A 15,796-nucleotide genomic window follows, 5' to 3' on the forward strand; every position below is an offset into this window, starting at 1 on the left:
TCGTGCTCGGACTGACCTTCGCCGCGCCGCTGGCGCTGGCCGCGCTCGTCGGCCTGCCGGCCCTGTGGTTCCTGCTCCGGGTGACGCCGCCGCGCCCGCGGCGCATCGCCTTCCCGCCGCTGAAGCTGGTCGCGGACCTCCTACCGCAGCGGCAGACGCCCGCCCGCACGCCGCCCTGGCTGCTGATCCTCCGGTTGCTCGCCGCCGCCGCCCTGATCCTGGCGGTCTCGGGACCCGTCTGGAACCCGCAAGGGGTGGGGGTCGGTGGCGGGCGCAGCGCTCTCCTCGTGCTCCTCGACAACGGCACCAGCGCCGCCCACGACTGGCGCGCCCGCCTCGCGGTCGCCCAGGACACGATCGAGGGCGCGGCCCGCGACGGAAGGCCCGTGGCGGTTCTCGGCAGCGCCGAAGCCCCGGCCGCGATCGAGGCCCGCACCCCGGCCGCCGCCCTAGAGCGCCTGCGCGCGCTAGCGCCCCGCCCGCACCTCGCCGAGCGCGCGGGCCTGCTGCCGGTGCTCGGCGCCTTCCTGGAGAAGAACCCCGGTGCCGGCCTCGTCTGGATCAGCGACGGCGTTGCCGGCACGCAGGCCGACGCCTTCACGGGCGAGTTGGCCAAGCTCGCCGCGGCCAACGGCACCGCCGTGACTCTGCTGCGGGCCGACGCGCCGCCCACCCTAGCGCTGACTGCCGCCGAGCAGGCGGGCAAGCTGACGGCCAAGGTGCTGCGCGCCGCACCGAACGGGCGCGAGGTCGGCACCGTGCGGGCGCTCGATCAGCGCGGCCTGCCGCTCGCCGAGCACGACTTCGCGTTTCAGAACAGCGCGCTGGCGGCCGAGGCGCCGCTGGAGATCCCGGTGGAGCTGCGCAACAACATCAGCCGCCTGGAGGTATCGGGCGAGCGCTCGGCCGGCGCCGTGGTGCTGATGGACGAGCGCGGCAAGCGCCGCCGGGTCGGCCTCGTCTTCGGCGGCACCAGCGACCAGGCCCAGCCGCTGCTCGCCCCCACCTACTACCTGTCCCGCGCCCTCCAACCCTTCGCCGACGTACAGGAGGCCCGCGGCGCCAAGGGCACGGCCGAGTCGATCAACCAGCTCCTCGACAACCAGGTCACGGTGCTGGTGCTGGCCGATGTCGGCGCCATGGACGAGCGCACCACCGCGCGAGTGGAGAAGTTCGTGGCTGAAGGCGGCCTCCTGCTGCGCTTCGCCGGGCCGCGGTTGGCGGCCGGCAACGACCCGCTGGTGCCGGTGCGCCTGCGCCGGGGCGGGCGCAACCTCGGCGGCACGCTATCCTGGGACAACCCGAAGACACTCGCCCCCTTCGCGCCCGAGAGCCCCTTCGCGGGCCTCTCCGCGCCGGCCGATATCGGCGTGCGCCGCCAGATCCTGGCCGAGCCGGACGGGGATCTTCCCGCCCGCACCTGGGCCTCGCTGCAGGACGGCACCCCGATCGTCACCGCCGAGACGCGGGGGCAGGGGCGGGTGGTGCTGTTCCACGTCACCGCCGATACGACGTGGTCGAACCTGCCGCTCTCCGGCCTCTTCATCGACATGCTGCGCCGCGTGGTGGCGCTCGCCGGATCCGCGGCCCCGCCGACGGATGGCGGCCCGCGCCCGCCCGCCGCGATCCTGGCGCCGCGCCTCGCGCTCGACGGGTTCGGGGCGCTCGGCTCGCCACCGGCCTCCGCCAAGGCGGTCGCGGCCGATTACGGCGACCGCGCCACGCCGGAGCACCCGCCAGGCTTCTACGGGCCGGCGGATGGCGGCATCGCGGTCAACGCTCTACGCTCCGGCGACGCGCTGGTGCCGCTCGATCTCGCCAAGCTCGCGGGCGCCCGCACCGGTACGCTGGCCGGGGCCGAGACCCTTGATTTGCGGCCCGCGCTCTTCACCTTCGCGCTGATGCTCCTCGCGCTCGACACCCTCGCGGGCCTGTGGCTCGGCGGCTTCCTCACCCGCGGCGGGTTCGGGCGCCTGCGCTCGCGCCCGACCGCGCTCGTCGCTGTCGGCCTCCTCCTGGCGCCGCTGCTGGCGCCTCTGCCCCTGCGCGCCGAGGAGCCCGCCGCCAACCGGCCGAACGGCATCGAATCGGCCCTCGTCACCCGGCTCGCCTACGTGGTGACGGGGGACGCGGCGGTGGACGAGGCGAGCCGCGCCGGCCTCACGGGCCTGACCCAGATGCTGGCGAGCCGCACCGCCCTGGAGCCGGGGGAGCCCGCGGGCATCGACCCGGCCAAGGACGAGCTCGCCTTCTACCCGCTGATCTACTGGCCGATCGCCGCGAACCGGCCGCAGCCCGGCGAGCAGGCGATCCGGCGCATCGACGCCTTCATGCGCAATGGCGGTACGGTGCTGTTCGACACCCGCGACGGCCTCACCTCCCGCCCCGGCGCCGCGCCGACCCCGGAGGGCGCTTACTTGCGCAAGATGCTGGCGACGCTGGAGGTACCCGAGCTGGAGCCGGTGCCGGCCGACCACGTGCTCACCAAGGCCTTCTACCTCGTCGATACCTTCCCGGGCCGCTACGCCAGCGGCCAGACCTGGGTCGAGGCGCTGCCCCCCGTGGGCGAGGGCGCCGAGCGCCGCCCGGCCCGAGCCGGCGACGGGGTGAGCCCGCTCATCATCACGGGCAACGATCTCGCCGCCGCCTGGGCGGTGGGCCGACGCGGCGAGCCGCTCTACCCGGTCGTCGGCGGCGACCAGCGCCAGCGCGAGATGGCGTTCCGCGGCGGCGTGAACATCGTCATGTACACGCTCACCGGCAACTACAAGGCGGATCAGGTCCACGTGCCGGCCCTGCTCGAGCGGCTGGGACAGTGAGCGCATGCTGAGCCTCAGCTTCACCCCGCTCCTGCCCTGGCCGGTTCTGGCGGGCCTCGGCGTCGTCGTCGCGCTGCTGGGACTTCTGGCTATCGCGAGCCGCGGCCGGGTCGGGCTGCTGCGCGTGCTGGTGCTGGCCCTGGTGCTCGCCGCGCTCGCCAACCCCGCCCTCGTCCGCGAGGACCGCGAGCCGGTGAAGGACGTGGCCGCCGTGATCGTCGATCGCTCCGGCTCGCAGAGCCTCGGCGACCGACCGCAGATGACCGATCAGGTCCGGGCCGAGCTGCAGCGCCGCTTCGGGGCGCTGACCAACATCGAGCCCCGCTTCATCGACGTGCCGGATGCCCGCGAGGGCGACGACGGCACCAAGCTGTTCGCCGCGCTCGGCCAGGCGCTCGCCGACGTGCCGCCGGAGCGGCTGGCGGGCGTGGTCATGCTCACCGACGGCGTGGTGCACGACATCCCGGCCTCGATGGCCGCGCTGGGCCTGAAGGCCCCGCTCCACGTCCTCGTCACCGGCCACGCCGACGAGCGCGACCGGCAGATCAAGCTGCTCGAAGCTCCCCGCTTCGGCATCGTCGGCAAGGACCTGACGGTCCGCGCCGAGGTGATGGAGCGCGGCGGCACCGGCTCGGCGGTGGTCACCGTGCGGCGCGACGGCGAGGAGATCGACCGCCGCTCGGTCCCGACCGACCGGCCTTTCGCGCTGACTACCCGGATCGAGCACGGCGGCCCGAACGTGGTCGAGATCGAGGTCGAGCCGCTCCCGGGCGAGCTGACGACCATCAACAACCGGGCGGTGCTGCCCATCGAGGGCATCCGCGAGAAGCTGCGCGTCCTCCTCGTCTCCGGCGAGCCGCACCAGGGCGAGCGCACCTGGCGCAACCTGCTGAAATCGGACGCCAACGTCGATCTGGTGCACTTCACCATCCTGCGCCCGCCGGAGAAGCAGGACGGCACGCCGATCTCGGAGCTGTCGCTGATCGCCTTCCCGACGCGCGAGCTGTTCGTCCAGAAGATCAAGGATTTCGACCTGATCATCTTCGACCGCTACGCCAACCAGAGCGTGCTGCCGCAGGCCTATTTCGACAACATCGTGCGCTATGTCCGCGAGGGTGGGGCGCTCCTCATCGCGGCGGGTCCGGAATTCGCCGGCGCGGCGAGTCTCGCCCGTACACGCCTCGCCGGCATCCTGCCGGGCGACCCGAACGGGCGCGTGGTCGAGCGGCCCTACAAGGCGACGCCGACGCAAACAGGCGTGCGCCACCCCGTCACCCGCCTGCTGCCGGGCGCGCAAGCGGACGGCCCGCCGGCCTGGGGCGACTGGCTGCGCATCGTCGCGGCTCAGACCCGGGCCGGGGTGCAGCCGATCCTCTCGGGCGCCGACAACCTGCCGCTGCTGGCGCTGAACCGCGAGGACAAGGGCCGGGTGGCGCTCCTTCTCTCCGACCACGCCTGGCTCTGGGCCCGCGGCTACCAGGAGGGCGGCCCCTATCTCGACCTGCTGCGGCGGCTGGCCCACTGGCTGATGAAGGAGCCGGCGCTGGAGGAGGAGGCCCTCAGGGCGCAGATGACCGGCCACGGCCGCGAGGTCCGGGTCGAGCGCCAGACCATGGCGGACACGGCCGAGCCGGTCACCGTGACGGGGCCGACTGGCCGCGAGCGGACGCTGACGCTCAGCCCCGCCGAGCCGGGCCTGTTCAGCGCCACCTTCGAGGCGCAGGAACTCGGCCTGCACACGCTGCGCTCAGGCAACCTCGTGGCCTTCGTCAGCGTCGGCCCGGCCAACCCGCGCGAGCTGACGGACGTCTTCAGCGACACCGAGCGTCTGCGCCCCGTCGCGGAGGGCGCCTCCGGCTCGGTGCGCCGGGTGGCGGAGGCGGGCGCGGTCACCGTGCCGCGCCTGCAGAGCGTGCGCGGCGGACGGCTCGCCGGCGCCGACTGGATCGGCTTCCGCCCGAGCGACAGCGCCATCATCCGCGGTGTCGAGGTCTACCCGCTGGCGCTCGGCCTCTGGGCGCTCGTCGGGCTCGCAGCCGCGGTGCTGGCGATGTGGCTGGTCGAGGGGCGGCGGGGCCGGGCCGCCTGAGGCCGCACATCCTCAACGAAATCAAGCCGGCTCCTTGAGAATGCTCTAGGTTGCGCCCCAAGCGCGGCCATGCATAGAGTATCGGCGCGCCGCTATAATGATTCGAACCCGCTCTCGACGGAGATGGGCCAGTTCGCAGCGCACAATTCCAGAGTTCTTCTCCAGGCGTCGACTGACACGTCTATCGGAGAGCGCCATGTCCATGAGCGTTGCCGGTATCACCCCCTCGAACGCCAATGTCCCCAAGCAGAAGGACCCGCATCTTCGCGAATGTGAGATCCAGGGCGACATCATCGTCGGCCTGCAGAAGGACGAGGAGGTCTTCGTCTTCTTCAAGATCCTGGACGCCCGCAAGTTCAGGAAGGTCCTGAGGGAGCGATTGACCGATCGCATCACGACCACCAGCAGCGCCCTCGCCCGCGAGCTCCAGGTGAAGGCCTACAAGCGGGAAGGGCATCGCCACCGGCTGCCGCTGATCGGCATCAACATCGGCTTCACGCATGCGGGGCTGGAGACGCTGCTGGGCGCTGCCAAGTGCACCGGCATGGATCCGTCCTTCATGGCCGGCGCCGCCGCGCAGGCCGCGGCGCTCTCCGATCCCGTCGACGCGAACGGCAACCCCGTCTGGAAGCCGGCCTTCGCCAGCGACACGATCCACGGCGTCCTGCTCGTGGCGGGGCCCGCACGCGAGGTCGGGCAGCCCGGTCCGGCCGAGACGGAGGCCAGCGCGATCGTCGCGCTCTTCGGCAACGCCGTCGCGGTGGTCGACCGCGAGACCGGGATCACGCGCCCGCAGCGCGGCCACGAGCATTTCGGCTTCCTGGACGGTATCTCGAATCCGGGCGTCCGCGGCATCACCCCCCGGACGAACCCGGAGAACCCGAACCAGGGCGTCCCCGGCCAGGACCTGCTCTGGCCCGGCGCCTTCGTGTTCGGCTATCCGGGGCAGGATCCCGACAAGCCCTTCGAGGAGCCCGGACCCGAGCCGCACCTGCCCCATCCCTGGATGCGCGACGGCTCCTACATGGTGTTCCGGCGCCTGAACCAGCGCGTGCCGGAGTTCCATGCCTTCCTCGACGCGCAGGCCGCGGCGCTCGGCACAGACCCGGCGCTGCTCGGTGCCCGCATGGTCGGGCGCTGGCAGAGCGGCGCGCCCGTCATGCTTGCGCCGCTGCAGGACGACCCGCTGCTCGGGGCCGACCCGGCGCGCAACAACGCCTTCGAGTTCTCCCAGGACAAGGCGCAGCGGCGCTGCCCCTACGGCGCGCATATCCGCAAGACCTACCCGCGCGACGACCTGAAGGATCCGGGAACGCTCGGCCTGAAGGACCCGGAGGGCTTCGTCCAGGCCCACCGCATCATGCGCCAGGGCATCCCCTTCGGGCCGGAGGTCGACGAGGCGACGGAGGAGACGACGACCGTGCAGGAACGGGGCCTGATGTTCGTCTGCTATCAGACCTCGATCGTCGAGCAGTTCGAGTTCATCCAGAAGGACTGGTCGAACGCCCCAAGCTTCCCGCCCGCCAAGATGCGCCCCGGGGGCGGCGCCGTCACCCCCGGCCATGACCCGATCATCGGGCAGGCCGGCGGCCCGCGGCAGATGGACGAGCCGCTGCCGAACTACCCGACCGGCTCGGTCCGCTCGACGCTCGACATGCCGGAACCCTTCGTGGTGCCGACCGCCGCCGGCTACTTCTTCATGCCGTCCCTGACGGCCCTGAAAACGATGTAGCCGGCTCGATCGAACCCCGCGCAGGCGGGAGCCGGGCTCCGGGCATCACTTCGTCATCGCGCCGTACACCATCTGGCGCAGGATCGCGTAGTAGTGCCCGCGCAGGCTCGGCGCCTGGAACATCGCCACCACCACGAGGCGCTCGGCCGGGTCGATCATGTAGCGCGGGCCGGTGATGCCGCCCCAGTAGACGTCGCCGGCCGCGCCCGGCGTGGCGTGCGGTCCCGTGGCGAGGCGGACCGGGTTCACGAGGCTCCAGCCGTAGCCCGGATCGACGTTGTTGCGCGGTCCCCGGATCCCGTTGAGGTGGTCGCTGTGCAGCATCAGGCGCACGGTCTGGGGCGCGAGGAGCCGCACCCCGTCGATCGCGCCGCCGTTGGCGAGCATCTGCAGGAGCCGCCCGACATCGCCCGCCGTGGAGGCGAGGCCGGCCCCGCCCGAGAAGCGCTTGGGGGCCTTGCGCAGGTCGAGCCAGGGGTAGACCCAGGCGAGCGGGTCCTTCTCGAGGATCTGCCGCGAGGGTTCGGCGAGGCGCGCGGCGCGGGCCTCGTCCACCTGCCAGACGGTGTCCTCCAACCCGAGCGGCTGCAGCACCTGCTCGGCCACGATCCGGTCGAGCGGCTTGCCCTCGATCCGCTCCAGGAGGTGCCCGAGCACGTCGGTGGCGATGGAGTACTCGAAGGTCGAGCCGGGCTGGTAGAGCAGGGGCTGCTGCGCGAGCTTGGCCAGCATCTCCTCGCCGGTGAGGTCGTAGAGCCCTTCGAGGTTCTGCTCGCGCTGGTTGCGGCGCACCGCGTTGGCCGGCCCGATCCACCAGTAGGTGAAGCCGGCGGTGTGCCGCATCAGGTCGTGGATCGTGGGCGCGCGCTGGGGCGCCACGGGCGACGGGGCGTCCCCCTCGGTGGCGATCTCGGAGCCGGCGAAGACCTTCAGCGCCTTGAGTTCCGGCAGGTAGGCCGCGACCGGGTCCGCGAGCTTGAAACGGCCCTGCTCGTAAAGGCGCATGGCGGCCGTGGTCACGAAGAGCTTCGTGGTCGAGGCGATGCGGTGGATGCTGTCCGTGCGCATCGGCGTGCCGGGCGTCTGCTCGCCGAAGGCTTGGGCGAGCACGGGGCGGCCGTCGCGCAGGACGAGCAGCACCATGCCGGGGATCTTGCCCGCGGCGACATCCCGCTGCACGAAGTCGGCGATGGCCTCCAACCGCGCGGCGTCGAACCCGGCCTGCACGGCCTCGATGCCCTGCGGCGGCTGGAACGCTGTGGCGGGCCCGATCCGGGCGGTCGCGAGGCCGAGTCCGACGAGGCCGGCCGCGAGCCCGCGCAGCATGGTCTGACGCATGTCCCTCTCCCTCACGGGCACCGTCTTGGCGCGATGCCTGACGAGGGGGCGGCCTCGGGACGCGCCCGGGCACTCCCCCTCCCGCATCAGGTAGCCCGCGGCGCGTCGAGCTGCCAAGTCCGGAACCGAGGTGGACCGGGATCGCCTTCGCGATGCTGGGCCATCCGGCCGGGTGCGCGATCAGGCCGCCAGCACCGTGCCGGAGACGCGCGCAGCGAAACCCTCGGCCAGTTCGAGCCAGAGGAAGCGGGCCGGATCGACCGGTCCCGGCAGGACGAGGCGCCCGGACGGCACGGGGACGAAGCCGAAGCGGGCGTAGAAGGGGGCGTCGCCCACTAGGATCACCAGCCCCTCGCCGGCCGCTTTCGCGGCGTCCAGGCAGGCCCGCATCAGGCTGGAGCCGACGCCGCGCCCCTCGAAGCTCGGATCAACCGCGAGCGGCCCGAGCGCCAGGAAGGCCGGGCCGTCCGCCCGCACGGCGTTCATCCGCACCGAGCCCGCCAGGAACCCGCCGACCGAGGCCGTGACGCTGAGATCCGCCCGGTGGCCGACGCCCTCGCGCAGCCGGTAGGCGGTGCGGGCGTAGCGGCCCGGCCCGAAGGCACGGGCGTGCAGGCGCCCGATCGCCCCGTCGTCGTCGGGATGCTCGGGCCGGATGACGAGGGAGAGGGCGGACACGCTGGGCACGGACTCCGGGACAGGCCGGCGCGGTAGCAGCGCCGGGCTCGCGGAGCAAATCAGGTCTGGCGCGCGGAGAAATCGATGCGCGGGTCGATCCAGACGTAGATCAGGTCGGACAGCAGGTTCACCGCCAGCCCGAGCAGCGAGAAGATGTAGAGGGTGGCGAAGACCACCGGGTAGTCGCGCCCCGTGATCGACCGGAAGGAGAGTTCGCCTAAGCCGTCCAGGCTGAAGATCGTCTCGATCAGCAGCGAGCCGGTGAAGAAGGCCGAGATGAAGGCGCCGGGAAAGCCCGCGATCACGATCAGCATCGCGTTGCGGAAGACGTGGCCGTAGAGCACCCGGCGTTCGGAGAGGCCCTTCATCCGGGCGGTGAGCACGTACTGCTTGCGGATCTCGTCGAGGAAGGAGTTCTTGGTCAGAAGCGTCGCGGTGGCGAAGGCGCCGATCACCAGCGCGGTCAGCGGCAGGGCCATGTGCCAGGCGTAGTCCGTGACCTTGTGCCAGGGCGAGAAGGTCTCCCAGCCCTCGCTGACGAGGCCGCGGAGCGGGAAGAGCTGGAAGAAGGAGCCGCCCGCGAACAGGATGATCAGCATCAGCCCGAACATGAAGCCCGGCACCGCGTAGCCGATGATGACCACGAAGGAGGTCCAGCGGTCGAAACGGGTCCCGTCGCGCACCGCCTTGGCGATGCCGAGCGGGATCGAGATCGCGTAGGACAAGAGCGTCATCCAGAGTCCCAGCGAGACCGAGACCGGCAGCCGCTCGCGGATCAGCTCGATAACGGTGACATCGCGAAAATAGCTGCGCCCGAAATCGAACCGGGCGTAGTCCCAGATCATCTTCAGGAAGCGCTCGTAGGCCGGCTTGTCGAAGCCGTACTGCTTCTCGAGCTTCGCGATGAAGTCGGGGCTCAAGCCTTGCGCACCCCGGTACTTGGAGGTGTTCTCCGCGCCGCCCGCGCGCCCCGCTCCCCCGAAATCGCCCGACCCGCCGGTGACGCGCGACATGGCGGCATCGCCCTGGCCCTGGAGCTGGGCGATCACCCGCTCCACGGGACCGCCGGGGGCGAACTGCACGATCACGAAGGTGATGAGCAGGATGCCGAGCACGGTCGGCACCATCAGGGCGACGCGGCGCAGGATGTAGCCGAGCATCAGGATCCCCTAAGGCGTGGCGCCACGGGCCTCGGACCACCAGGTCGCGGGGGCGCCGAGGTCGTAGTCCGGCCCTGCCTCGGGCCGGCCGAACCCCTCCCAGACCGCGAGGCGGTGGACGCCCGAATACCACATCGGCACCCAGTAGCGGCCGGCCCGCAGCACCCGGTCGAGCGCGCGCGCGGCGTGGCGCAGCGCGTCGCGCGAGGTCGCGCCCGCGACCGCGTCGAGGAGCGCGTCGACCGCGGGGTCGCCGATGCCGGCGAGGTTGTTCGAGCCCTTCACGCCGGCCGCGCGGGAACCGTACATCTGGCGCAGCTCCGCGCCGGGCGTGATGCCCGAGGAGAAACGGCGCGAGGTGACGTCGAAGTCGAAGTCGTTGACGCGCGCCTGGTACTGCGAGGGATCGACGTTGCGGATGGCGGCGCGGATCCCCAGGAGGCCGAGATTGCGGATGAAGGCCTGGGTGTGGGGCTCCAGGCTCGGGTCAAAGTCGAGGAACTCGATCGCGAAGGGCTTCTCGTCCGGCAGGAGGAGGCCACCGCCCGCGCGGGTGCAGCCGGCCTCGCGCAGCAGCGCGTCGGCGCGGCGCAGGAGGACCCGGTCCTGGCCCGAGCCGTCGGCGACGGGGGGCTCCAGGGCTCGCCGAAGACCTCGGCCGGCAGCCGGTCGCGCAGGGGCTCCAGCAGCGCCATCTCCTCGGGGGAGGGCGGCCCCTCCGCCTTCAGGTCGGAATTCTCGAAGAACGAGACGGTGCGCGCGTAGGCGCCGAACATCAGGTTCCTGTTCATCCAGGGGAAGTCGAGGCAGAGGTTCACCGCCTCGCGGATCTTCGGGTCGCGGAACTGCGGCCGGCGGGTGTTCAGCCACCAGCCCTGCGTGCCCGAGGGGCGCCGGTCCGGCACGGTGAAGCGGCGCACCCGGCCCTCGGTGACCGCCGGGAAGTCGTAGGCGTTGGCCCAGAGCCGCGCGACGAACTCCTCGCGGAAGGTGTAGGCCCGGCCCTTGAAGGCCTCCATGGCGACGTTGCGATCGCGAAAATACTCGAACCGGATCTCGTCGAAATTGTTTTGGCCGACATTCACGGGCAGGTCCGCCGCCCAGTAATCCGCGACCCGCTCCAGGCCGATGGCGCGGCCGGCATCGACGCGGGCGACCCGGTAGGGGCCCGAGCCCAGGATCGGCTCCATGGTGGAGGCCTCGAAGTCTCGAGTCCCCCACCACGCCCGGGAGAAGATCGGCAGCTGCGCCACGGTGAGCGGCAGGTCGCGGGCGCGGCCGGGCTTGAACCGCACCACCAGCACCCCGTCATCCTCGGCCGTGGCCTCGGTCATGTCGCGGATCTCCTGGGAGATCGCCGGGTGCCCCCGGTCGCGAAGCGTGGTGAGCGAGAAGGCGGCGTCGTGGGCCGTGAGCCGCGTGCCGTCGTGGAAGCGTGCCTGGGGACGCAGCCGGAAGGTGTAGGTCAGCCCGTCCGCGCTCGCCGCCACCGAGCGGGCCACGAGGCCGTAGAGGGCGTCCGGCTCGTCGAACGCCCGCACCATCAGGCTGTCGAAGGTGCGCTCGATGCCGGCCGCGCCGTCGCCGCGCAGCACGTAGGGGTTGAGCGTGTTGAAGCTGCCGAAGGCCTGGTTGCCGAAGGTCTGGGAGAGCAACGAGGAGAAGCGCCCGCCCTTGGGCGCCTCCGGGTTGACGTAGGCGAACCGGGCGAAGTCGGCCGGGTATCTCAGCTCGCCGAAGCTCGACATCCCGTGCCGCTCGGGCGTCCCGCCGACCGCGATCGCGGGCACGGCCGGAACGCCGGGCGCCGGATCGGCCCTGACGCCGCGCGGCAGCAGCGCCAGCGCGCCGGCACCCAGCAGGATGCGGCGGGTCGGCCGCATCAGCGCGGCGCCCCGGTCTTGGCGGCCAACGCCTCGTCGTACCACCACGTGGTCGGGAAGCCCGAGCCGCCATAGGCCGGCAGCGTCGCGGGATGCGCGAAGCGATTCCAGCGCAGGGTGCGGCTGACGCCGGCGGCCCATTGCGGCACCACGTAGTTGTGGGCGAGCAGCACCCGGTCGAGCGCCCGGGTCGCTGCGACGAGGCCCGGCCTGTCCTTGGCGAAGATCACCCGGTCGATCAGCGCGTCGATGCCCGGATCCTTGATGCCCGCGACGTTGCTCGACCCCTGCCGGTCGGCGGCGGCCGAGCCCCAATGGTCGCGCTGCTCGTTGCCCGGCGAGAGCGACTCGCCCCAGGAATGGATGGTCGCGTCGAAGTCGAAGGCCCGCACGCGGTTCTGGTACTGGCCCTGGTCGATGATCCGGGGGGTCGCCGTGATGCCGATCTGCTTGAGCGAGGCGGCGTAGGGCAGCACCACCCGCTCGAAGGCGCCCTGCGCGAACAGGATCTCGAAGGCCAGCGGCTCGCCCGTCTGCTTGTTGACCATGCGGCCGTCGCGCAGCTCGTAGCCGGCCTCGCGCAGGAGGCGCACCGCCTCGCGCAGGTTCGTCCGCACCGCCTCCGGCGTGTCGCTGACGGGATTCCTGTAGGGCTCGGTGAAGACGCGCGCCGGAACCTTGTCCTTCACGCCCTCCAGGACCAACCGCTCCTCGCCCTCGGGCAGGCCGGAGGAGGCCAGCTCCGAGCCGTAGAAATAGGAATCGATGCGCCGGTAGAGGCCGTAGAACAGCGCCCGGTTCATCTCCTCGAAGTTCATCGCGAGGTTGAGGGCGCGGCGCACGCGCTCGTCCGTGAACCTGTCCTTGCGCAGGTTGAACACGAAGGCCTGCATGATCCCGGTGCCGCGGTCGGGGAACTCCTCCTTGACGAGGCGGCCCTCCTTCACGGCCGGGAAGTCGTCGTAGGCGGTGGCCCAGTTGCGGGCGATGTTCTCGACGCGGAAATCGTAGAGGTCGCCCTTCAGCGCCTCCACAAGCACCGAGCCATCGCGGAAATACTCGAAGCGGATCGTGCCGAAATTGTTGCGCCCGACATTCACGGCTAAGTCCTTGCCCCAGTAATCCTCCACGCGCTCGTAGGTCGCGGTGCGGCCGGCCTCGAAGCGGGCGAGACGGTAGGGGCCGGAGCCGAGCGGCGGCTCCAGGGTCGTCTCGGCGATGTTGCGGGCGCGCCCCTGCGCGTCCTTGCCGGTCCACCAGTGCTTCGGGAGCACGCGCAGCTGCCCGACGATCTGCGGCAGCTCGCGGTTGCCGGTCTCCGAGAAGGTGAAGGTGACCTCGCGGGGGCTCGTCGCCTCGGCCTTGGCCACGTTCTGGTAGTAGGCGGCGTAGAGCGGGCTGTTCGCCTTGAACGCCTCGAAGGACCAGATCACGTCCTCGGGCGTCACCGGCTTTCCGTCGTGCCAGCGCGCGCCCTCGCGCAGCCGGTAGGAGACCGAGCCGAGATCGGGCGCGACCCGGATCGCCTCGGCGAGCAGGCCGTAGGAGGTGAAAGGCTCGTCCTGCGATTCCGTGGTCAGCGTGTCGTAGATCTGCTGGATCCCGCCCTCGACGTCGCCCTTCAGACCCGCCACCACGAGGTTGAAGCTGTCGAAGCCCCCTTGCGCGCCGAGGCGCACGAGGCCGCCCTTCGGCGCCTTCGGGTCGGCGTAGTCGAAATGCTTGAAGCCGGGGCCGTATTTCGGGGCGCCCATCAGGGTGACGGCGTGGACCCAGGCGCCGGTATTCTCGCCGGTGGCGATCGCGGCCGAGGCCGCGGGCTCCTGGGACGCGGCCGGGACACTGAGCCCGGCGAGGAGGAGCGCGGCGGCGAGGAGGCGTGCGATCACGTCTGGGCTGTCTCCGGTTCGGGCGCGGCGCGGCACGGGCAGGCCGCCTGCACGAGACGGCTACTTAGGACGCCGGAGCCCCCTGCGCCAACCCGGGTCCGCCCGGCGAGGCTGCTCAGTGGCGCGAGCCGGGTTCCGGGGCATCCAGCCCGCTCCTGCCGATCTCGAGGAGCACGAGGTCGACGAGCAGGCGCAGCGTCGAGGACGGCATCGTGTCGGCGAGCATGCGCAGCTCGCCGCAGAGGTCCATCAGCCGGTCGGTCGGGGCGGGTTTAGACGGAACGGCGTGGGCGACGTAACGCTGGCCCTCCTCGCGGCTCTCGGTGATGTCGATGAGGAGCCCGTGCGCGCGCAGGGGCCGGCCCTCGCCATCGAGATAGACGCGCCCGCGGCTCAGCACCCAGCGCACGCTCCCATCCGGACGACGCACCCGGTACTCGGCGAGGATCACGCCGCCAGCCTCCAAGGCGCGTGCCATCTCGGCCATCACCCAGCCGAGGTCGTCCGGGTGGATGCCGGCCGTCGCCTCGGGATTGCGCAGTTCCCGCCCGGCGAGTTGGGGATCGCCCGCCAGCAGCGCGGCCGCCCCCTCGTCGAAGAGCACCGTGCGGCGCGTCACGTACCAGTCCCAGGTCCCGACGATGCCAGAGGCATCGAGCACCCGGCGCAGATCCGGGAAGGATCCGGCCCGCTCCTCGCTCGCTGTCACACGCACAAGACTCGCTCCTATCCGTGCTTCGTATACGCCAACCCCCCAGCCTATAGTTCCCGCATACGGAGCACAGCAGCAAGATGCTGTACCGCAAAATGGCGCCGCTTCCACGGCCGCGTCCCGGGCCTCATCGGTTTCCGGTCCCGCCGTGGCCGGAACACATCTTCGCGAACAGGGCCTGACGAACCGGCTCAGCGGCCGATCCGCCCGGCGGCGCCCCGTCCGATGCTGGCTTTGCGCCCCGGCCGTGCGATGCTGGCGGGCATGACGAGCCGCATCACCGACATCGCCGGCATCCGGGTCGGCCACGCGAGCGACTTGGGCGCCGCGACCGGCGTCACCGCGATCCTGTTCGACGCCTGCGTGACCGCCGCGGTCGACGTGCGCGGCGGCGGGCCGGGCACCCGCGAGACCGACCTGCTTGACCCCGAGCGCACGGTGGAGGGCATCGACGCGCTGGTGCTCTCCGGCGGCTCGGCCTTCGGCCTCGACGCGGCGGCGGGCGCGGTCGCGTGGCTCGCCGAGCAGGGGCGCGGCTTTCCCGTCGGCGGCGTGCGCGTGCCGATCGTGCCGGCCGCGATCCTGTTCGACCTCCTCAACGGCGGCGACAAGGCCTGGGGGCGCTTTTCCCCATACCGCGACCTCGGCTACGCGGCGGCGCGGGCGGCCGCTCGCGACTTCGCGCTCGGCTCGGTCGGGGCGGGCACGGGCGCGCGCACCGGCAACCTCAAGGGCGGGATCGGCTCGGCCTCGGCCCTGGTCGGCGGGAGCCCGTTCCGGGTCGGAGCGCTGGCGGCGGTGAACGCCTTCGGCCGGGTCACGGTCGGCGAGGGCCCGCATTTCTGGGCCGCGCCCTACGAGTGGGAGGCCGAGTTCGGCGGGCTCGGCTGGCCGGCGCGGATGCCCGCGGACGCCCTGGACTTCCCGGCCCGCGCCTTGCCGGGCGGCGCGACGACGCTCGCGGTGGTGGCGACCGACGCGGTGCTGACCAAGGCGCAGGCGCGCCGCCTCGCGGTGACCGCGCAGGACGGGCTCGCCCGCGCGATCCAGCCGGTGCACACGCCCCTCGATGGCGACGTCGTCTTCGCGGTCGCCACCGGAGCCGTCCCGCTCCGCGAGCCCGTGGTCGATCTCGCGCGCCTGGGCGATGCGGCGGCGCAGGTGCTGGCCCGCGCTGTGGCGGTGGGCGTCCACGCTGCCGCGAGCCTGCCGGGGCACCCGCCCGCGCCCGCGCTCGCCCTGCACGGGCTGCCGCCGGCCTGGCGCGACCGCTACGGCGACGGGGCGCCCGGCCCTTAGGTCCGTCGCGGACGGCTCCTCCTTTGGTCCAATGCGGGTCGGGCCGGGCAAGTCTGCGCGAAGACAGTTCCGGCGCTTTGTATTGGGCTCGATCAAATACCCTTCCCACCGGGCGCTTGCGAGCCGCCGGCCGGCGGGGCATGACACTCTCAAAAGCCCGGCACGCGCGGATGGACCGTGCCGACGACCGGGCGTGT

9 protein-coding genes and 1 pseudogene are annotated in these 15,796 nt (G+C 72.2%); 4 read left to right on the forward strand and 6 right to left on the reverse strand.

Features of this window, described 5'->3' with window-relative positions; genetic code table 11:
* The first annotated feature begins 2 nt into the window (after positions 1-2).
* From DK427_RS14720 to DK427_RS14730, 3 genes are all read left to right on the forward strand, one after another.
* Positions 3-2,819 (forward strand): DUF4159 domain-containing protein, encoded by a 2,817-nt coding sequence (locus DK427_RS14720; protein ID WP_109951918.1) that lies wholly within the window; start codon positions 3-5, stop codon positions 2,817-2,819.
* A gap of 4 nt (positions 2,820-2,823) precedes the next feature.
* On the forward strand, positions 2,824-4,908 hold the full coding sequence (locus DK427_RS14725; protein ID WP_109951919.1) for a hypothetical protein: 2,085 nt from the start codon (positions 2,824-2,826) through the stop codon (positions 4,906-4,908).
* A 202-nt stretch (positions 4,909-5,110) separates the two neighbouring features.
* Positions 5,111-6,640, forward strand: coding sequence for a Dyp-type peroxidase (locus DK427_RS14730; RefSeq protein ID WP_204165172.1), 1,530 nt, complete (start codon positions 5,111-5,113; stop codon positions 6,638-6,640).
* Positions 6,641-6,685: 45 nt separating this feature from the next.
* Here DK427_RS14730 and DK427_RS14735 read toward each other — a convergent pair whose 3' ends face one another.
* The 6 genes and pseudogenes from DK427_RS14735 to DK427_RS14760 all read right to left on the reverse strand — a co-directional run bounded on the left by DK427_RS14735 (position 6,686) and on the right by DK427_RS14760 (position 14,303).
* Complete coding sequence (locus DK427_RS14735) at positions 6,686-7,978, reverse strand: serine hydrolase domain-containing protein (RefSeq protein ID WP_162559804.1); 1,293 nt, start codon at positions 7,976-7,978, stop codon at positions 6,686-6,688.
* Between the two features lie 180 nt (positions 7,979-8,158).
* Positions 8,159-8,656: a GNAT family N-acetyltransferase gene (locus DK427_RS14740; RefSeq protein WP_109951922.1), complete on the reverse strand. Its 498-nt coding sequence runs from the start codon at positions 8,654-8,656 to the stop codon at positions 8,159-8,161.
* A 59-nt stretch (positions 8,657-8,715) separates the two neighbouring features.
* Positions 8,716-9,816, reverse strand: coding sequence for a microcin C ABC transporter permease YejB (locus DK427_RS14745; protein ID WP_109951923.1), 1,101 nt, complete (start codon positions 9,814-9,816; stop codon positions 8,716-8,718).
* A 9-nt stretch (positions 9,817-9,825) separates the two neighbouring features.
* Positions 9,826-11,699, reverse strand: a pseudogene (locus DK427_RS14750) (extracellular solute-binding protein).
* Positions 11,699-13,588, reverse strand: coding sequence for an extracellular solute-binding protein (locus tag DK427_RS14755; RefSeq protein WP_204165173.1), 1,890 nt, complete (start codon positions 13,586-13,588; stop codon positions 11,699-11,701). Before DK427_RS14755 ends, DK427_RS14750 begins: the two are co-directional and overlap by 1 nt.
* A 115-nt stretch (positions 13,589-13,703) precedes the next feature.
* The gene (locus tag DK427_RS14760; RefSeq protein WP_162559805.1) at positions 13,704-14,303 is read right to left on the reverse strand and encodes a PAS domain-containing protein; all 600 of its coding nucleotides are present in this window, start codon (positions 14,301-14,303) and stop codon (positions 13,704-13,706) included.
* A gap of 261 nt (positions 14,304-14,564) precedes the next feature.
* On the opposite strand from DK427_RS14760, the gene DK427_RS14765 reads away from it, so the two are divergent.
* On the forward strand, positions 14,565-15,599 hold the full coding sequence (locus tag DK427_RS14765; protein ID WP_109954179.1) for a P1 family peptidase: 1,035 nt from the start codon (positions 14,565-14,567) through the stop codon (positions 15,597-15,599).
* The last annotated feature ends 197 nt before the right edge of the window (positions 15,600-15,796 follow it).

Origin of the sequence: Methylobacterium radiodurans (assembly GCF_003173735.1) — a bacterium.
GTDB classification, from domain to species: Bacteria; Pseudomonadota; Alphaproteobacteria; order Rhizobiales; family Beijerinckiaceae; genus Methylobacterium; species Methylobacterium radiodurans.

What these genes read in the sequence shown, in the direction of transcription:
- DK427_RS14725 (WP_109951919.1), top strand. Translation starts at nt 2,824, where the DNA reads ATGCTGAGCCTCAGCTTCACCCCGCTCCTGCCCTGGCCGGTTCTGGCG.
- DK427_RS14730 (WP_204165172.1), top strand. Translation starts at nt 5,111, where the DNA reads ATGAGCGTTGCCGGTATCACCCCCTCGAACGCCAATGTCCCCAAGCAG.
- DK427_RS14735 (WP_162559804.1), bottom strand. Translation starts at nt 7,978, where the DNA reads ATGCGTCAGACCATGCTGCGCGGGCTCGCGGCCGGCCTCGTCGGACTC.
- DK427_RS14745 (WP_109951923.1), bottom strand. Translation starts at nt 9,816, where the DNA reads ATGCTCGGCTACATCCTGCGCCGCGTCGCCCTGATGGTGCCGACCGTG.
- DK427_RS14765 (WP_109954179.1), top strand. Translation starts at nt 14,565, where the DNA reads ATGACGAGCCGCATCACCGACATCGCCGGCATCCGGGTCGGCCACGCG.